Here is an 18,536-nt window from a genome sequence, read left to right as displayed (position 1 = left end):
CGGGACTGTCACCGGTGCGTCCTATTGTGGCGCGGGTGCGGTGGAGCGTGGACCAGGTGCTCGCCGTCGCACCCGATCCGCCGTCCATCGCGGCCGGACGCACGCAGGCGGCGGCCACCAGATGGACCGGCCTCGGCGCCTCCGACGCCGCCGTGTGGGGCGCGTGCGGGGGCAGCGGCAAGAACCCGTACCTCACCTGTGTCCAGCTGGCCGAGCCCGCGTTCCGGTGTTCGTGCCCGAGCCGCAAGTTCCCCTGCAAGCACGCGCTCGGCCTGCTGCTCCTCTGGACGGAGGGCGCGGTGCCGGCCGGCGAGGAGCCGGAGTGGGTCCGTGGGTGGCTGGCCGAGCGGGCGCTGCGGGGCCGTCGAGGGGCCGAGCGGCCGGAGGCGCCGCGCGACCCGGAAGCGGCAGCGCGGCGTGCCGAGCAGCGCGCCGAGCGCGTCGCCGCGGGCGCGGCGGAGCTGCGGGAATGGCTGGTCGACCGGGTTCGTGGCGGCCTCGCAGGCGTGGACGTCGAGGAGTTGTACGGCGTCGCCGCCCGCATGGTCGACGCGCAGGCGCCCGGCCTGGCCGGTGGGCTGCGGCGCGCCGCTGGCCTGATCGGCAGGGGGCGCGACTGGCCGGGCCGGCTGCTCACCGAGCTCGCACTGCTGCACGTGCTCGCGGAGGCCAGCACCCGGCTCCCGACGCTGCCCGCCGACCTCGCCGCCACCGTCCGGTCGCGGCTGGGTTTCCCCACCGACACCGCAGACGTCCTCGCGTCCGGCGAGCGGGTGGCCGACGAGTGGCTGGTCGCCGCCGTCACGGACGAGGTCACCGAGCGCCTCACCACGCGGCGCACCTGGCTGCGCGGGCAGGCGACCCGCCGCCCCGCGCTCGTGCTCGCGTTCGCCCCGCCCGGCCAGCCGCTGCCCCGCACGTTCCCCGCGGGGCACACGGTTCGCGGCGAGCTGGCGTTCTACCCGGGCGCCGCGCCGCTGCGGGCCCTTGTCGCCGACGTGAGCGAGCCGGTCCGCTCCGGCCGTCCCGCGGGCGACTCGGTGTTGGCGGCGCTGCACTCCTTCCCCGAGGCGCTGGCAGTCGACCCGTGGCTGGAGCGCTGGCCGGTCGTCCTCGCCGACGTCGCCCCCGTCGCCGACGGCGAGGGCTGGGCGCTCGTCGACCCGGAAGGTGCCGCGCTCCCGCTGGCCGAGCGCGTGGACCCGTGGCCGCTGCTCGCCGTGTCGGCGGGCGCCCCCGTCACCGTCGCGGGCGAGTGGAACGCCGCCGGGCTGCGCCCGTTGACCTGCTGGGACGGCGACCGGGTGGTGCGGCTGTGACCGCGTGGGAGGACCTCGTCAGCGCCGCATTGCTCGGCACCCAGCGGCGGCGGCCCGACCCTGCCGGTCTGCCCGCGGCCCTGCGGCCGCTGGTGGCGGAAGCGCCCGAGGAGGCCCTGCTGACGGCGGCGGCGGTGCTCGCGAACTACCGGCGGGCCGGGCGCGCGCCGGCTCGGCCCGACTCGCGGATGCCGGTGGCCGAGCGCGACGGGCGTCCCCTCGTCCCGCCCGCGGCGCTGCGGCGGTTGCCGCGGGTGCCGGCAGAGCTCCTCGGCGAGTGGCTGCAGGCCGTGCACGCGAAGGACATGCGGGTGCCGCCGGAGCGCCTGCCCGCGCTGGCCGAGGCCGCGCGCACCAGGCCTGCGCTGCGCGCGCCGCTCGCGGCCGTCGCCGGCCCGGCCGGGAGCTGGCTGGGGGAGCGCAACCCGGAGTGGTCGTTCCTCGTCGCGGCGCGGGAGGAGCAAGCATGGGAGTACGGCGGCCCGCTGCAGCGGCGGGAGTGGCTTCGCCGCACGCTCACGGCCGATCCGGTCGCCGCCCGCGCCGCACTGGCGTCGGCCTGGCCGCGTGAACCGGCAGGCGACCGCGCCGACTTCCTCGCCGTCCTCGGCGAGCACCTCGATCCCGCGGACGAGCCGTTCCTGGAGGCGGCTCTGGACGACCGCGCGGGCCAGGTCCGGGAGACGGCCGCGGAACTGCTGGCCCGGCTGCCCGGTTCGCGCCTCGCGGGGCGGATGCGCGAGCGCGCTGCCCGGTTCGTGCGGCACGACGGCGAACGGTGGGCGGTCACCCTGCCCGATCCGGTCGATGCCGATCTCCTTCGCGACACCGGCGGCGTCCGGCACCCCGCCGAGCTGCTGCGGCGGATCATCGGCGCCACCCCGCTCGACCACTGGGCGCGGTACGGCACACCCGAGCAGGCGATCGCCCGCCCCGTCATCGGCTCGGACCCGGGAACCCTACGGGCCGGCTGGGTCCTCGCCGCCGGCAGGCAGCGCGACGCCCTCTGGGGCGCCGCCCTGCTCACCGCCGCCGACCCGGCGGCCATCGACGGCACCGTCATCCAGATGGTGCGCCTGCTGCCCGCCCGGCTGCACGGGCCTGCGGTCGCCGTGCTCGCCGCGAAGCTCTCCCCGCAGACCATGGCCTCCGCGGTGGCGCTGCTGCCCGCCCCGTGGACCGCGGAGCTGGGCACCGCGGTGCTCGACTGGCTCACGGCCCATCCCGGCAACCGGGGCCTCGGCGGCGCCGCCCGCGCCGCCGGGCGCACCGTCCCGCTCAGCTGTCTGCGCCACCCGATCGCCATGGCGGCCTTGCCGGTCGGCGCCGCCCCATGGTGGCGCGAGCTGGCCGCCACCCTCACCTTCCGCCGCGAGATGCACGAGGAGCTCTCATGACTGCAGCCGTGCTCCGGCCGCACGCCGAGCAGGACCACGCCGACGAGCTCGCGGCACTCGCCGCCGCCGACGAGCGGCCGCGCCCGCCGTCGTGGCGGCTCTCGCCGTGGGCGGTGGTCACGTACCTGCTGGGCGGCGCCCTGCCCGACGGCACCGAGATCACGCCGAAGTACGTCGGGCCGCGGCGGTTGGTCGAGGTCGCCGTGGCCACGCTCGCCACCGACCGCGCGCTGCTGCTGCTCGGCGTGCCGGGCACGGCGAAGACCTGGGTCTCCGAGCACCTGGCGGCCGCGATCAGCGGCGACTCCACGCTGCTCGTGCAGGGCACCGCGGGCACAGCGGAGGAGGCCATCCGCTACGGCTGGAACTACGCCCGCCTGATCGCGGAGGGTCCCAGCCCTGCCGCGCTGGTGGAGAGTCCGGTGCTGCGCGCCATGCGTGACGGCAAGATCGCCCGGCTTGAGGAGCTCACCCGCATCGCCGCGGACGTGCAGGACGCGCTGATCACGATCCTGTCCGAGAAGACGATGCCGGTGCCCGAACTCGGCACGGAGGTGCAGGCCCGGCCGGGCTTCAACCTCATCGCCACCGCCAACAACCGCGACCGGGGCGTCAACGAGCTCTCCAGTGCCCTGCGCCGCCGGTTCAACACGGTGGTGCTGCCGCTCCCGGACACGGCCGACGCCGAGGTGGAGATCGTCGCCCGCCGGGTTGCGCAGCTGGGTGCCTCCCTCGAGCTGCCGTCCGGCGTCGCGGCGCTCGCCGAGATCCGACGGGTGGTCACCGTGTTCCGGGAGCTGCGGTCCGGGCGCACCGAGGACGGGCGCACGGCGGTGAAGTCGCCGTCGGGCACGTTGTCCACGGCCGAGGCGATCAGCGTGCTCACCGGCGGCCTCGCGCTCGCCGCGCACTTCGGCGACGGCGTGCTGCGGGCGCCCGACGTGGCCGCCGGCATCCTCGGCGCCGTCGTCAAGGACCCGGTGGCCGATCGCGCTGTGTGGGTGGAGTACCTGGAGACGGTGGTGCGCGAGCGGGACGGGTGGGCCGACTTCTACCGGGCAGGCCTGGAGGTCGCGGGGTGACGACCCGCCTGTTCGGGATCCGCCACCACGGGCCCGGCTCGGCACGGGCGCTGGCCGCCGAGCTGGTGGAGTTCCAACCGGACGTCGTGCTGATCGAGGGGCCGCCCGAGGCCGACGGCGTCGTCCGCATGGCCGCCGACCCCGGCCTCGCGCCGCCGGTCGCGCTGCTCGCCTACGCCGTCGACGACGTCTCCCGGGCCGCGTTCTGGCCCTTCGCCGTGTTCAGCCCTGAGTGGCAGGCCATCCGGTACGCGGTGGCGGCCGGTGTGCCGGTGCGGTTCTGCGACCTGCCCGCCGCCCACCAGTTCGCCCTCGGCGGCCGCCCCGGTGGCTCCGGCGACCCTCTGGCCCGCCTCGCAGCCGTCGCGGGCTACGACGACCCCGAGCGCTGGTGGGACGACATGATCGAGCACCGGCGCGGCGGCGAGCCCGCGTTCGACGTGATCGCCGAGGCCATGGCCGCCCTGCGAGCGGACGAGCCGATCGAAGAGCACGACGCGCGTCGCGAGGCCTACATGCGCACCGTGCTGCGCCGCACCCGCAAGGACGGCTTCGAGCGGATCGCCGTGGTCTGCGGCGCGTGGCACGTGCCGGCGTTGACCGACCCGCTCCCGCCCGCGTCCCGCGACCAGGCCCTGCTGCGCGGGTTGCCGAAGCGCAAGACGGCCTGTGCATGGGTGCCGTGGACGCACGGGCGGCTGGCCGCGTCGAGCGGCTACGGCGCAGGCGTGTCGTCACCCGGCTGGTACCACCACCTCTTCGCCACCGAGGAGGACGTCACCGCGCGCTGGCTCACGGCGGTGGCCGGCGTGCTGCGTGCCGAGGACCTTCCCGTCTCCACCGCGCACGTGATCGAGGCCGTGCGTCTCGCCGACACCCTGGCCGCGCTGCGCGACCGGGTGTCCGCCGGGCTGGCCGAGGTCACCGAGGCGACCCTCTCGGTCCTGTGCGGGGGTGACGTGGTGCAGCTCGACCTCGTCACCCGCCGCCTCGTCGTGGGCGAGCGGATGGGCGCGGTCCCCGACGACGCCCCGCTGACGCCGCTGGCCGCCGACCTCGCCGCCACCGCCCGCCGGCTGCGCCTCAAGCGCGACGTGCTGCCCCGCGAGCTCGATCTCGACCTGCGCAACCCGGGTGGGCTGGAGCGTTCCCGGCTGCTGCACCGGCTGCGCGTGCTCGGGATCCCGTGGGGACGGCCCGCCACGAGCGTCCGGCGCAGCACGGGCACCTTCCGCGAGACGTGGGAGCTCGCGTGGCAGCCGGAGTTCGAGGTCGACCTCGTGGCGGCAGGCGTGCACGGCACCACAGTGGCAGGGGCGGCGGCCGCCCGCGTCCGGGCCGCCGTCGCCGACGCACCCGCGCTCGCCGACGTCACCGCCGCGGTCGAGCGCTGCCTGCTCGCCGACCTGCCGGATGCCCTTCCGGACGCGCTCGCGGCTCTGGACGCGCGGGCCGCCGGCGACGCGGACGTCGCGCACCTCATGTCCGCCTTCCCGGCGCTCGCCCGCGCCACCCGCTACGGCGACGTGCGCGGCACCGACACCGGCGCGCTGCGCACCGTCGCAGAGCGGGTGCTCGCCCGGATCTGCGCGGCCCTGCCGCCCGCGGCGCACGGCATCGACGACGACGAGGCGGCCCGCCTGTCCGGTCTGGTCGACGGCGTGCACGGCGTCACGGGCCTCCTCGGCGACGCGGCCACCGACCGCTGGCTCGCGGCCCTCGAACGGCTCGCGGAGCGCCCCGCGCTGCCACCGCTGCTCGCCGGCAGGCTGGCGCGGCTGCTGGCCGACACCGACCGAATGGGGGCCGACGAGGTCGAGCGGCGGCTCGCCCGCGCGCTCACCCCCGGTACCCCCTCGGCGCACGCGGGCGCGTACGTCGAGGGGTTCTTCGCGGGCGGGGCGCTGCTGCTCGTGCACGACGAGCGGCTGCTGCGGTTGGTCGACCGCTGGCTCGCCGAGGTGGCGGCCGAGCAGTTCGACGAGGTGCTGCCGCTCCTGCGGCGCACCTTCGGCGCGTTCGGCGACCCCGAGAAGCGGGCGATCGGGGAGCGGGCCGCCGCGCTCACCGGCGCGGTGCCGACGGCCCGCGTCGCCGACGGGATCGACGAGAAGCGGGCCGAGCTGGTGATCCCGGTGTTCGCGCGGCTGCTGGGGGTGAGCGCATGACCGATGACGAGCGGCTGCGCCGCTGGCGGCTGGTGCTGGGCGGCGGCCCGGACGACACGGCGGACGGCACCGGCGTCGGCCTGAACCCCGACGACCGCCGCGTCGACGCCGCCCTCGCCGCCCTCTACGACGGCGGGGGAGGCGAGGGCAACGGGCCGCGCACCGGCGGCCTCGGCGGCTCCGCGCCCCAGGTGGCGCGCTGGCTGGGCGACATCCGGCAGTACTTCCCGACCTCGGTGGTGCAGGTGATGCAGCGCGACGCCGTGGAGCGGCTGGGCCTGACCCGGATGCTGCTCGAGCCGGAGCTGCTCGCCGCCGTCACACCGGACGTGCGCCTCGTCGGCACGCTCCTGTCGCTGAAAGGCGTGCTGCCGGAGCGGACGAAGGAGACCGCGCGGGAGGTCGTGCGCACCGTGATGACCGAGCTGCAGCGGCGCATCGCCGATCGAACCCGCGCCGCCGTCACCGGCGCGCTGGACCGCTCCGCGCGCACCCGCCGCCCGCGCCCGGGCGACATCGACATGGCCCGGACGATCCGGGCCAACCTGCAGCACTTCTCCCCGGAACTGGGCACGATCGTGCCGGAGCGGCTGATCGGGCACGGACGGCGCCGCCGGAGCGTCCAGCGCGACGTGATCCTCGCCGTCGACCAGTCGGGCTCGATGGCCGAGTCGGTGGTCTACGCGGGCCTGTTCGGGGCGGTGCTGGCGTCGATGCCGGCGCTGCGCACCCGGTTCGTCGCGTTCGACACGGCCGTCGCCGACCTCACCGACGAGCTGGGCGACCCCGTCGAGCTGCTCTTCGGCACCCAGCTCGGCGGCGGCACCGACATCAACCGGGCGATCGCCTACTGCCAGTCCCTCGTCACCCGGCCCACCGAGACGCTGCTGGTGCTGATCAGCGACCTGTACGAGGGCGGCGCCCGGGCCGACCTGCTGCGCCGGGTCGGGGCGCTGGTCGCGTCCGGGGTGCAGGTGGTGACGCTGCTCGCCCTGTCCGACAGCGGCGCGCCCGCGTACGACCACGACAACGCCGCCGCGCTCGCCGCACTGGGCGTGCCCGCGTTCGCCTGCACCCCGGAGCTCTTCCCCGACCTGATGGCGGCGGCGATCCGCGGCGAGGACCTGACGCGGTGGACCGCCGCCGCGCTCGCGTAAGGGGCCGCAGGTCGAGTAGCCCCCTATTCCGGTGGTCGAGTAGCGCCGGCCCTGCTCGACCACCGGGACGGGCTCAGGCCAGCAGCTCCTGGACAGCGGTCTTCAGGTTGGCCATGGCGGTGTAGTAGAAGAGGGGACCGTAGGACACCCGCGCGACGCCCAGTTCCCGGAGCGTGGCCAGGTCCAGCTCGTCACCGGTGTTGCCATTGATCGGGCCGGGCAGTTCGGCGACGAGGGTGGCGAGGTCGCTCTTGCTCCGCACGAGGATCGGGTAGATGCAGTCGGCGCCGGCCTCCCGGTAGAGCCGGCCCCGTCGTACCGCTTCCGCGATCCGGTCCGGTTCGGCGATCCCGCTGCCCGGCAGGAAGGTGTCGACGCGGGCGTTGATGACGATCGGCACTCCGGCGTCGTCCGCCGCGGAGCGAACGGCAGCGAGCCACCCGGCGTGCTTCTCCGCGTCGACGAGGCCGCCGGCCCGGTTGTCGCTGTCCTCCAGGTTGCAGCCGACCGCTCCGATCTCCAGCAACCGGTCCACGAGCTCACGGGGCTGCATCCCGTATCCCGCCTCGGCGTCCACCGTGACCGGGACCGACACCGCCCGCGCGACCCGCCCGGCCGCGGCGAACATCTCCTCCCACGGCGCACCCTCGCCGTCGGGATAGCCGAGCATCGCCGAGACGGCGGCGCTGGCGGTGGCGACCGCGGGGAACCCCGCCTCGGCCACGACCTTGGCGCTGGCCGCGTCCCACACGTTGGGCAGCACGAGCATCTCCCCACCGTGCAGCTTCCGAAGCTGTTCGGCCTGACCCTTCAGGTCTTTCTCTGACACAGCGCTATGCCCTCTCATCCTCGAGTTTCCACGCTTGCCGCGGTGACGGCAGCAGGCCGCCTGCCCGGCACACCGAGTGCGACGAGCATGCCGACGACCGCGAACGCGGCGACCGCCGTCATGGCCGCTGCGAATCCCGCACTGAACTCCTCGGCCGACGCGTAGCCGCCGCTACCCGCGAAGACGGCGACCGTGACCGCGACCCCGAACACGCCGCCGAGGATCCGCAACATCATGAACGCGCCGGACGCCTGACCGATCTCCTGTGGTTGCACCGCTCCGACCACCGCCTTCTGCGCCGCCGGCATGGCCATGGTCAGTCCTACCCCACCGACGACCAGCGCGGGCAGCAATTCGAGATAGGCGGTGTCGGTGTCGGCGACCACGGCGATCCAGCCCATGGCGACGCTCTGGAGCAGCAGGCCGATGACCACGAACGTTCGCTCGCCGTACCTGTCGGCCAGTCGCCCGGCGATCGGCGCGCAGACCATCAGCGTCGCGGTCCACGGCATCAACCGCAGCCCGGCGGCGAGCGGGCCGTCCCCGAGCGCGGTCTGGAAGTACTGCGCGAGGAAGAACAGCGTTCCGTACAGCGAGGCGAACACGCAGAAGTTCGCCGGGTTCGCCGTGGCGAAGGCCCTCAGCCGGAAGAACCGCATCGGCAGCATCGGCGCCTTCGTCCGTCGCTCCCAGAGCACGAAGGCGACCACCAGCGCGACCCCGAGCACCAGCGCCGCCAGCACTTCCGCGCTGCTCCAGCCGGCCGCGTTCCCCCGGACGAGACCCCACACGATGCCGAACGCGCCCGCGGTCACGAGGACGACCCCGCCCACGTCGAACCGGTTGTTCGGGCCGACGCTCTCATCGACGCGTCGCGCCGTGAGCACGATCGCGGCCATGCCGACCGGCACGTTCAGCCAGAAGATCCACTGCCACGCCAGCCCCTCGGCGATCACGCCGCCGATGAACGGCCCGCTGAACGTCGCGAGGCCGGTGATGCCCAGGTACAGCCCCATCGCCTTGCCCCGCTGAGCGGGCGGGAAGGATGTGGTGATCAGGGTGAGCGACAGCGGCAACACCATCGCGGCACCCACACCCTGCAGCGCACGGGACGCGATGAGGACGCCGATGTCGGGGGACAGCGCGCAGGCCGCCGACGCGACGGTGAACACCGCCAGCCCGATGGCGAACACCCGGCACCTGCCGAACCGGTCGCCCAGTGCGGCGCCGGTCAGCAGCAGCACCGCGAAGGTCAGGTTGTACGCGTTGACGGTCCACTCGAGCGACTCGATCGATGCCGCAAGGTCCTGGCGGATCGTGCTCAGCACCGTCGTCACGACCAGGCTGTCGAGCGCCATCATGAACGATGCCAGCGATGCGAGCCCCAACACCCACGCCTGCGTGGACGTCATGCGCGTGCTCATCGCAGCCCTCGCAGCGACCGGGGAAGCCCGAACGTCGTCAGGAGCGAGTTGTCCAGGAACCGGGTCAGCGCGCTGATCCGATCGCCCGCGAGCGTCAGCACGATCACCCCGTGCGCGTGCGGGATCGGCGTCCGCGGGTCGCGGACGTAGCAGCCGAACGCCGGCTGGCCGTTCGCCCGCGTCGGAACCAGCACGTGCCGGACGCCGTCCCGCAGCGCGACCGTCGCCAGGAAGTTCCGGACGGCGTCCACGCCCTGGTACTCCAGTGGCAGCGGCGGCATCGTGAGCCACGCGTCGTCGGTCAGCAGTGCCACGACCGCATTGACGTCGCCGGCCTCGAACGCGCGGACGAACGCGTCCACGATCCGGCGTTCCCCCGGTGAGTTCGGCAGGGGAGCCCGTTCGGCGGCGGGACCCGGCAGCGCCCGCCGGGCCCGTTTCAGCGCGTTGGTCACCGTGTCCTCGGTGGTGTCGAGGATGCGCGCCACCTCGGCGGCCCGGAAGCCGAGGACGTCCCGCAGCACGAGGACCACGCGCTGCCTCGGCGGCAGTTCCTGCAGCGCCGCCACGAACGCCAGCGACACCGACTCCCTGAGCTCGTAGCGCGCCTCCGGGCCGGGCGTCTCGTCGAGCAGCACATCGGGGTAGGGCTCCAGCCAGCTCGGTTCCGCTCGCCGGTGCGACGGCTCTGGCAACGGGACCTCCGGTCGGTAGCCCGCGTAACCGGGCGGACGGCGGGCGCCCGCCCGCAGCGCGTTGAGACAGCGGTTGGTCGCGATCCGGTACAGCCAGGTCCGCAGCGACGCCCGCTCCTCGTAGCCCCCGATGCCGCGCCACGCGGCCAGCAGCGTGTCCTGCAGCAGGTCCTCGGCGTCCTGCACCGAGCCGAGAAGGCGGTAGCAGTGCACCTGGAGCTCACGCCGGTACGGCTCGACGAGCTCGCGGAACGCCTCCCCGTCCCCGTCCCGCGCCCGCGCCAGCAGCTCCACGTTCTCTCCTGTCGTTCTCACGAATGTATGGACACCACCTGTGCCCGAAACTGGTCGGCACCGCCCCGCGTTCCGTCGGGGCAGAATCGGCCCGCATGAAGTACGTGCTGCTGATCTGTGACGACGAGACAAACCAGCCGACCAACGAGGAGCTGGCCGCAGACCCGGTGCACCAGGCCTGGGAGGCGGACCTGGAGCGGCGCGGCGCCGAGCTGGTTGGTGAGCGGTTGCGGCCGGTGGTGGACGCGACCACAGTTCGGGTTCGCGACGGCGAGACCCTTGTATCGGACGGGCCGTTCGCCGAGACCAAGGACTTCGTGGGCGGGATCGTGATCATTGAGTGCGCGAATCTGGACGAGGCGATCGCGATCGCCGCCGGCCATCCGTACGCGCGCTGGGGCGGTGTCGAGATCCGCCCGGTCTGGGAATGACCGCACCCGACGACGTCCGGACGGCCGTAGCCGCCGCCTACCGCGACGAGTGGGGCCAGGTGATCGCGACCCTCATCGGGCTCACCGGCGACTGGGACCTCGCCGAGGACTGCGCGCAGGACGCGTTCGCCGCCGCGCTGGCGACCTGGCCGCGCGACGGCGTCCCGCACCGCCCGGGCGCCTGGCTCACCACGACGGCCCGCAACCGGGCGACCGATCGGCTGCGCCGTGCCGCCGCCGGTGCGGCCAAGCTCCGTCAGCTCGCCGTGCTGGCTCGCGACCCGGACGTGCCGCCGATCGAGGAGATCCCGGACGAGCGGCTGCGGCTGATCTTCACCTGCTGCCATCCTGCGCTGCCGTTCCCGGCCCGGGTCGCGCTCACCCTGCGCACGCTGGCCGGCCTCACCACTGCCGAGATCGCCCGCGCGTTCCTGACCGCCGAGCCCGCGATGGCGAAACGCCTGGTCCGCGCCAAGCGCAAGATCCAGGAGGCCGGCATCCCGTACCGGGTCCCACCGGCCGAGCTCCTGCCACAGCGACTCGCCGCCGTGCTCGCGGTGCTGTACCTGATCTTCAACGAGGGCTACAGCGAGGGGCCGGACGAGGAGGACGTACGCCGGGCCCTGACCGCCGAGGCCATCCGCCTGACCCGGATCCTGGTCCGGCTGATGCCACCCGAACCCGAGCCGCGCGGACTGCTCGCGCTGATGCTGCTGCACGAGGCCCGCCGGACGACCCGCACGGAGGACGGCGTGCTGGTCACGCTGGAGTACCAGGACCGATCCCGCTGGGACCGGACGCTGATCGCGGAGGGAGTGGAGACGCTCGATCAGGCGCTCGCGATGCGGCGTACCGGGCCCTACCAGGTGCAGGCCGCGATCGCTGCGTGCCACGCGACCGCGCCCGATGCGGCGAGCACGGACTGGCCACAGATCGCCACGTTGTACACCGAGCTGGCACGACTGGCGCCGTCCCCGGTCGTGGACCTCAACCGCGCGGTCGCGGTCGCGATGGCCGACGGCATCCCGGCCGGCCTTGCCCTCGTCGACGAGATCGCGGCGTCCGGCCGGCTCGACGACTACCACCTGCTTCCCGCCACCCGGGCCGACCTGCTCCGCCGGGCCGGCCGTACCGCCGAGGCCAAGGCGGCGTACGAGCAAGCCCGGAAGCTCGCCCCCACCGAGGCCGAGCGCCGCTACTTGTCCGGCCGCCTCCGCGAGCTCTGACGCCTCCTCGAACTTCTTCGCCCGGCCGATGTCCATCCCGGGCGGCCTCCTTCGTCGGTGGGCAAAGTCCACAGGACAGAAGGGAAAGTCTCGTGAGTACTCAGCAAACTGCGGTGAGCCCCCGCAGCGCGGCCCGCGCCTTGACCATGCTCTTCCTGGGAGCGTTCGTGATGGGCAGCTCGGAAATGCTCGTCGTCGGGGTGCTGGACCTCGTCGCAGGCGATTTGGGCGTCTCCGTCTCCACGGCGGGCACATTGGTGACCGGTTTCGCGCTGGGGCTGGCCATCGGCGGTCCGATCCTGACCGCACTGACGATCAGGCTGAACAGGCGCACGATCCTGTGCGGCACGCTCGTGCTGGCCATCGCATGCAACCTCGTCGTGGCGCTGAGCAGCAGCTACGACCTCACCCTCGTGGCACGGACCCTCACCGGCGCGTTCGCGGGGCTGTTCGACGCAGCGGCGTTCGCGGCGGGCATCGCCGTGGTCCCGCGTGACCGGGCAGGCCGGGCCCTCGCAGTGGTCATCTCCGGCTTCGCCGTCTCCACCGCGGTCGGCGTGCCGCTGGGCACCCTTCTCGGCCACGCGATCGGCTGGCGCGGCTCCTACACCGCGATAGTCGTGCTGCTGGCGACCACGCTCATCGCCACGGTGGCGCTGGTTCCGTCAGTGCCCAACACCGGCGTCGGCGTCGACGGCCAGGTCAGGTACGCCTTCGCCCCACGGGTGCTCGCCGTGCTCGCCCTGTGCGCGCTGGTGTTCGGGGCCGCCTTCGCGGCCATGACCTACATCGTGCCGTTCCTGCAGGAGGTCACCGGAGTATCCGGCGCGCTGATCAGCGTGTTCCTCCTGGCGTACGGCGTGGCCACCGCGGTGGGCTCGTTCGGCGGCGGCCGGTTCGCCGACCGGAATGCCGGGCTCACCCTCATCGTGGCGGCCGTCGGCGCCACGGGATCCTTGGCCGCGCTCCACCTCTTCGGCACCAACCCGTTCCTCGTGGCGCTGCTGCTGCTGGCACTGGGCGCTTTCGTCATGGGCAGCGGCCCGTCGCTGCAGTACCGCGTCGTCGCACTGGCCGGCCCTGGCGGCCAGCTGGCCCAGTCACTGCCGGCCTCCGCGATCAACCTGGGCATCGCGTTCGGCTCCTTCGCCGGTGGCGTGGCCGTCGGTAGCTTCACCGCCTCCGCCGCGATCCTCACCGGTCTCGTGATCGCCGTCGTCGCCGTTCCCGTCGCGTGGGCCACCAGTCGTCTCGAGCCACCCGTGGTCGAGGACTCCGCACCGGTTGCAAGTGGCCAGCCGGTAGCGGTGGCCGGATAGCGCGGACCTGCGAAGAAGTGACACACCCGAGAGAGGAGACAACCATGTCCGACCCGGAGATCACGACACGCGAGCAGTGGCTCGTGGCCCGGCGCGAGCTGCTCGCGCAGGAGAAGGAGCTGACCCGCCACCGCGACCAGGTCAATGCCGCCCGGCGGCGGCTGCCGATGGTGGAGATCACGAAGGCCTACACCTTCGACGGACCGCACGGCACCGCCGGGCTGCGGGACCTGTTCGAGGGCCGGGGCCAGCTGGTGATGTACCACCTCATGCTCGACCCCGGCGCGGGCGAGGCATGCCCCGCCTGCTCGTTCTGGATCGACACCATCGGTGACCTCACCCATCTGCACGCGCGCGACACCTCGTTCGCGGCCGTCTCCCGGGCACCGCTGGCGGAGATCGAACGCTACAAGCGGCGGATGGGCTGGACGATCCCCTGGTACTCGTCGCACGGCAGCGACTTCAACTACGACTTCCACGTCAGCTTCGACCCGGCGATCGCGCCGGTCGAGTACAACTACACCGGCTTCGCCGAGCTCGTGCGGAAGAACCCCGCATGGGAGGGCTACACGGGCTCGGAGATGGGCGTGAGCGCGTTCCTCCGCCACGGCGACCGCGTCTTCCACACCTACGCCTGCTTCGAGCGCGGCATCGACCAGCTCAACGGCACCTACAACTGGCTCGACCTCACCGCCCGGGGCCGTCAGGAGGACTGGGAGCAACCGCCCGGCCGCGCGGACGGTCCGGCGATGAGCTGGCTGCGCCGCCACGACGAGTACGACCGCGACTGATCTTCCCGGCCGCCGATCCGCGAGCCCCGGCATAGGGTCGGACCCATGCGTGCACTGGTGCTTGCCGACTTCTGGAGACTGAACGTCGAGGACGTGCCCGATCCGGAACCAGGGCCCGCTGACGTGCTGATCGAGGTGGTCGCCACCGGGATCTGCGGCTCCGACGTCCACGGCTACACCGGCGAGAACGGCAGGCGCGTGCGCGGCCAGGTCATGGGCCACGAGACGGTGGGGCGGGTGCTCGCCGTCGGGCCGGAGGCCGGCGGCGAACTGGCCGTCGGCGACGCCGTCACCGTCAACCCGGTGCTGTGGTGCGGCGAGTGCCGGCAATGCGGAGTGGGACGGGAGCAGTCGTGCCCGGACAAGCGGATCGTCGGTGTCACGCCCGAGCTGCGGTCGGCCTTCGCCGAGCGGATGGCCGTGCCCGCCCGCAACGCCGTGAAGCTCCCGGACGGCATGCCGATCGAGCACGGGGCGCTCGTCGAGCCACTGGCGGTGGGCTACCACGCGCTGGTCCGCGGCGAGTGCCGGGAGGGCGAGTCCGTCCTCGTCATCGGCGGGGGGCCGATCGGGCAGGCCTGCGTGCTCGCGGCGCGGCGTCAGGGCGCCGAGCGGGTGGCCGTGTCCGAGCCGGGATCGCACCGGCGGGAGCTGAACGCCCGGCTCGGCGCGGCCGTCGTCAACCCGTCGGCCACCGAGGATTTCGCGGCCGCCGTGCACGCGGCGCTGGACGGCGAGCCGACGCTGATCGTCGACGCCGTCGGCAGCTCGCAGACGCTCGCCGCCGCGTTCGCCTGCGCACCGATCGGCACCACTGTCGTCCTCGTCGGCATGGGAACGCCCACGCTCGACGTCGCCGCGTACGAGATCTCGACGAAAGAACGCTCGGTGGTGGGCAGCTTCTGCTACAGCGCCGCCGAGTTCCGCGACACCGCGCGGTGGGCCGCGACGGTCCCGGACGCCCTCGACACCCTGATCGAGGGCCGCACCGACCTCGAGGGCGGCCCCGCGTCCTTCGAGGCGCTCGCCCGCGGTACCGCGCAGGCGAGCAAGATCCTCGTCTTCCCGCAGGGTAGGACTGACGCGTGAAGATCGTCGGATACGAACTGTTCCCCGTCGCGCCGCGCTGGCTGTTCCTGCGCCTGGACACCGACGAGGGGGTGAGCGGCTGGGGCGAGCCGATCGTCGAGGGCCGGGCGGCCACCACTGCCCGCGCCGTCGAGGAGTCGATGGAATACCTCGTCGGCCAGGACGCCAGCCGCATCGAGGACCACTGGCAGGTCCTCACCAAGGGCGGCTTCTACCGCGGCGGTCCCGTCATCAACTCCGCGGTCTCCGGCATCGACCAGGCGCTGTGGGACATCGCGGGCCGCGCCCTCGGCGTTCCCGTGCATCAGCTGCTCGGCGGCGCGGTGCGCGACCGCGCCCGCGTCTACGGATGGGTGCACGGCAGCGAGCCCGCCGAGCTCGCCGACGCCGCGCGGGCGCAGGTCGAGAAGGGCCTCACGGCCGTGAAGATGACGCCGTCCGAGCTGCTCGCCCCCCTCGACACCCCGGCCGCGATCCAGCGCGTGATCGACCGCGTCACGGCCGTGCGCGACGCCGTCGGCCCGGACGTCGACGTCGCGATCGACTGCCACGGCCGCTTCTCCACCGCGATGTCGCGCCGGGTCCTGCCACTGCTGGAGCCGCTGCGGCCGCTGTTCGTCGAGGAACCGGTGCTGCCAGAGCACACCCGCGACCTGGACACCGTCGTGCAGGCCACGACGATCCCGGTCGCCACCGGGGAGCGCCTCTACTCCCGGTGGGACTTCCGGCCCGCGTTCGAGGCGGGGATCGCGGTCGCCCAACCGGACGTGAGCCACGCGGGCGGCATCTCCGAGACCCGGCGCATCGCCGCGATGGCCGAGACCCACGACGTCCTGCTCGCCCCGCACTGCCCGCTCGGCCCGATCGCGCTCGCCGCCTGCCTGCAGGTCGACTTCGCCGCGCCGAACTTCCTCATCCAGGAGCAGTCGCTCGGCATCGGCTACGGCGACTCCAGCGGCCTGCTCGGCTACCTCGTCGACGCGAGCCCGTTCACCTTCGTGGACGGGAGCATCGAGCGGCCCACCGGCCCTGGTCTCGGCATCGAGGTGGACGAGGCCGAGGTGAGGCGGGCGGCGGAGCACGGCCACTCGTGGCGCACCCCACTGTGGCGGCACGAGGACGGCTCGTTGGCGTCCTGGTAGTGGAACGGGTGGCACCATCACGAGCTCGTGAGTGGATACGCGCGCTATAGCACGCGTATCCACTCACGACTCAGTGCTGCAGCGCGGACCTCTCCCAGCGTCCCTCGGCGTCGAGCTCGAGGAGTTCGTCGTGGAAGCGGCGCAGCGAGCTGCGGTGCCCGACGCTGACGATGACCATGTCGGGCAGCTCCTCGCGCAGCAGGGTGTAGAGGCTCTGCTCGAGGCCCTCGTCGATGGCCGATGTGGCCTCGTCCAGGAACACCACCTTGGGCCGCACCACCAGGATGCGGGCGAACCCGAGGCGCTGCTGCTCGCCCGGCGAGAGGCGGCGGGCCCAGTCGTCCTCGTCGTCGAGCTGGTCGGCCAGCTGCGGGAGGTACACCTTCCGCAGCAGCTCCGCCGCGTGGGCGTCGTCCATCTCGGTTGCGGGTCCGGGGTAGGCGAGCGCGTCGCGCAGGGTGCCCAGCGGCAGGTACGGCTGCTGGGGGAGGAAGAGCGACCCGTCCTCGGTCGGGCGGCGCACAGAACCGCTCGCGTAGGGCCACAGCTGCGCCAGGCTGCGCAGCAGGGTGGTCTTCCCGCCGCCGGACGGGCCGGTGACCAGCAGCGTCGCGCCGGCGGCTGCCTCGAGGTCCAGGTCGTCGACGAGCACCCGCTCGTCGGGTCGGCGCACGGTGAGGTTGCGGATCTGCAGGTCGTCGCTCTCTTCGACTGTCGCGGTCGGTAGCGCGCGGGCGGCTTCGTTGGCGTCCATCAGGCCCGTGAGGCGGTCGAGGACGGCGCGGTAGCTCGCGAACGCGTCGTAGGCGTTGCGGAAGAAGGACAGCGCGCCCTGCACCTGGGCGAAGGCGTCAGCGGTCTGATAGATCTCCCCGAACGTGATCTGTCCGCTGAAGTAGCGAGGCGCCTGGATGAGGTAGGCGAACGGCACCGAGATCTGCGTGACCACGGCGTTGAAGCCCTGGAACTTCAGATTCCGGAAGACGAGCGCCCACGCGTTCGCGATCACATCGCCGAAGCGGCTGCCCAAGATCCCACTCTCGACCCGCTCACCGCGCTGGAAGGCGACGTTCTCTGAGTTCTCCCGCAGTCGCACGAGCGCGTACCGGAAGGAGGCGTTGTAGCGCTCCTGCAGGAAGTTCAGCAGGATGAGCGGCCGCCCGATCCGGAACGCGATCACCGTCGCGACGATCACGAAGACGTACGCGACGAACGTCATCCCACGCGGGATCTCGATCCCGAAGATCGGGAACGGACCGGAGAGTGACCAGAGGATGATCGTGAACGACACCAGCGACACCAGCGAGCTGACCGCGCCGACGCCGAGTGTCACCGAGTCGGCGGGGAACGAGGCGGTGTCCTCCTGGATCCGCTGGTCCGGGTTGTCCACGGCGGCCTCGGTGTAGCGGCCTTTGTGGTAGGAGCGGCCGTCGAGCCAGTCGCTCATCACCCGGTCGGTGAGCCACACCCGCCACCGGATGACGAGCGACTGCTGGACGTAGTACTCGATCAGCAAGTGGGTGACGGCGATCGTGGCCAGGACGGCGAAGATACCCATGTACCGCCAGAATGTCGGGGCATCGGACTGCTGCAGCGCCTGGTAGAAGCCGTTGAACCAGTACGAGTTCAGCACGGTGAAGCGCACCGAGATGACCGCCAGCAGCAGCACGAGCAGCACTCTGAGCAGCGGTCGCCTGCCCTCCGGTCCGCGCGGGGAGAAGTAGGGGAAAGTCAGGCGGCGGAACTGTCGGCCCCACACCGTGTACCGCGAGAGCAGCACGATCAGCAGGGCGCAGGCGAGCAGGGTCGCCACGAATACCCCGCCGATCCAGACGAGGCTGTTGACCCACTCGGCCGACCAGTCCATTTCAGTGCCCATGGGGCCTCCCCGCTCCTCGATCCTCCGGCGGGATCATCAAGGCGCGGAGCCTAGCGGGACCCGTCACAGGCGGTTGTGAGGCCCGTCGTGCGAAGCACGAGCGTTACACACGTTCGGTAACGGCTTGATCACGATGAGCGGTCCCTTGCGCGGGGTGACTGACCGCGTACGTGCAGTTGCACGTTCTTCTGTTACCGCCGGTTCAGCTCGTCGCGTAGATCCGTTCGGCCGTCGCCGTCCTCGGCTGACAGGTCGTGTCCGTGCGCCTCCATTGGGTTAACTGCGATCACTCGT

The 18,536-nt window shown here is 73.1% G+C and carries 15 protein-coding genes; 11 read left to right on the top strand and 4 right to left on the bottom strand.

Translation table 11 applies throughout. From position 1 onward, the window contains the following. The first annotated feature begins 35 nt into the window (after positions 1–35). From K1T35_RS29150 to K1T35_RS29130, 5 genes are read left to right on the top strand one after another with little or no spacing between them, the layout of a single operon-like run. Positions 36–1,319, top strand: coding sequence for an SWIM zinc finger family protein (locus tag K1T35_RS29150; RefSeq protein WP_255620864.1), 1,284 nt, complete (start codon positions 36–38; stop codon positions 1,317–1,319). Then, positions 1,316–2,716: a DUF5691 domain-containing protein gene (locus K1T35_RS29145; protein WP_220254997.1), complete on the top strand. Its 1,401-nt coding sequence runs from the start codon at positions 1,316–1,318 to the stop codon at positions 2,714–2,716. The genes K1T35_RS29150 and K1T35_RS29145 overlap by 4 nt, the downstream gene beginning before the upstream one ends. Next, entirely contained in the window at positions 2,713–3,798 is a 1,086-nt protein-coding gene (locus K1T35_RS29140; RefSeq protein ID WP_220254996.1) for an AAA family ATPase, read from the top strand. Before K1T35_RS29145 ends, K1T35_RS29140 begins: the two co-directional genes overlap by 4 nt. Further along, positions 3,795–5,966, top strand: coding sequence for a DUF5682 family protein (locus K1T35_RS29135; RefSeq protein WP_220254995.1), 2,172 nt, complete (start codon positions 3,795–3,797; stop codon positions 5,964–5,966). Before K1T35_RS29140 ends, K1T35_RS29135 begins: the two co-directional genes overlap by 4 nt. Continuing rightward, positions 5,963–7,123, top strand: coding sequence for a VWA domain-containing protein (locus K1T35_RS29130; protein ID WP_220254994.1), 1,161 nt, complete (start codon positions 5,963–5,965; stop codon positions 7,121–7,123). Before K1T35_RS29135 ends, K1T35_RS29130 begins: the two co-directional genes overlap by 4 nt. 73 nt (positions 7,124–7,196) lie before the next feature. On the opposite strand, the gene K1T35_RS29125 is transcribed toward K1T35_RS29130, so the two are convergent. The 3 genes from K1T35_RS29125 to K1T35_RS29115 are packed head-to-tail and all read right to left on the bottom strand — an operon-like array spanning position 7,197 to position 10,386. Next, positions 7,197–7,952 carry an isocitrate lyase/phosphoenolpyruvate mutase family protein gene (locus K1T35_RS29125; protein ID WP_255620863.1) on the bottom strand — a complete coding sequence of 252 codons (756 nt, stop codon included), beginning with the start codon at positions 7,950–7,952 and terminating at the stop codon, positions 7,197–7,199. A gap of 14 nt (positions 7,953–7,966) precedes the next feature. Then, the gene (locus K1T35_RS29120; protein ID WP_220254992.1) at positions 7,967–9,364 is read right to left on the bottom strand and encodes a DHA2 family efflux MFS transporter permease subunit; all 1,398 of its coding nucleotides are present in this window, start codon (positions 9,362–9,364) and stop codon (positions 7,967–7,969) included. Positions 9,365–9,372: 8 nt separating this feature from the next. Next, complete coding sequence (locus K1T35_RS29115) at positions 9,373–10,386, bottom strand: sigma-70 family RNA polymerase sigma factor (protein ID WP_255620862.1); 1,014 nt, start codon at positions 10,384–10,386, stop codon at positions 9,373–9,375. A 74-nt stretch (positions 10,387–10,460) separates the two neighbouring features. Between K1T35_RS29115 and K1T35_RS29110 the strand changes: the two genes are divergently transcribed. The 6 genes from K1T35_RS29110 (at position 10,461) to dgoD (ending at position 16,363) form a co-directional block, all read left to right on the top strand. After that, positions 10,461–10,796 (top strand): YciI family protein, encoded by a 336-nt coding sequence (locus tag K1T35_RS29110; RefSeq protein WP_220254991.1) that lies wholly within the window; start codon positions 10,461–10,463, stop codon positions 10,794–10,796. Then, positions 10,793–12,022 (top strand): RNA polymerase sigma factor, encoded by a 1,230-nt coding sequence (locus K1T35_RS29105; protein WP_220254990.1) that lies wholly within the window; start codon positions 10,793–10,795, stop codon positions 12,020–12,022. The genes K1T35_RS29110 and K1T35_RS29105 overlap by 4 nt, the downstream gene beginning before the upstream one ends. Positions 12,023–12,114: 92 nt before the next feature. Continuing rightward, on the top strand, positions 12,115–13,341 hold the full coding sequence (locus K1T35_RS29100; RefSeq protein ID WP_220254989.1) for an MFS transporter: 1,227 nt from the start codon (positions 12,115–12,117) through the stop codon (positions 13,339–13,341). A 44-nt stretch (positions 13,342–13,385) separates the two neighbouring features. Beyond that, positions 13,386–14,132, top strand: coding sequence for a DUF899 domain-containing protein (locus tag K1T35_RS29095; protein ID WP_220254988.1), 747 nt, complete (start codon positions 13,386–13,388; stop codon positions 14,130–14,132). Positions 14,133–14,177: 45 nt separating this feature from the next. Beyond that, positions 14,178–15,221, top strand: coding sequence for a zinc-binding dehydrogenase (locus K1T35_RS29090; protein ID WP_220254987.1), 1,044 nt, complete (start codon positions 14,178–14,180; stop codon positions 15,219–15,221). After that, positions 15,218–16,363: a galactonate dehydratase gene (gene dgoD / locus K1T35_RS29085; RefSeq protein ID WP_220254986.1), complete on the top strand. Its 1,146-nt coding sequence runs from the start codon at positions 15,218–15,220 to the stop codon at positions 16,361–16,363. Before K1T35_RS29090 ends, dgoD begins: the two co-directional genes overlap by 4 nt. Positions 16,364–16,433: 70 nt before the next feature. On the opposite strand, the gene K1T35_RS29080 is transcribed toward dgoD, so the two are convergent. Next, positions 16,434–18,242, bottom strand: coding sequence for an ABC transporter ATP-binding protein/permease (locus tag K1T35_RS29080; RefSeq protein ID WP_220254985.1), 1,809 nt, complete (start codon positions 18,240–18,242; stop codon positions 16,434–16,436). Positions 18,243–18,536: the final 294 nt, after the last annotated feature.

Source organism: Pseudonocardia sp. DSM 110487, from assembly GCF_019468565.1.
Classification (GTDB): domain Bacteria; phylum Actinomycetota; class Actinomycetes; order Mycobacteriales; family Pseudonocardiaceae; genus Pseudonocardia.
Note: the sequence above shows the minus strand (reverse complement) of the source record. Positions and strands in the feature narration are given on the sequence as shown.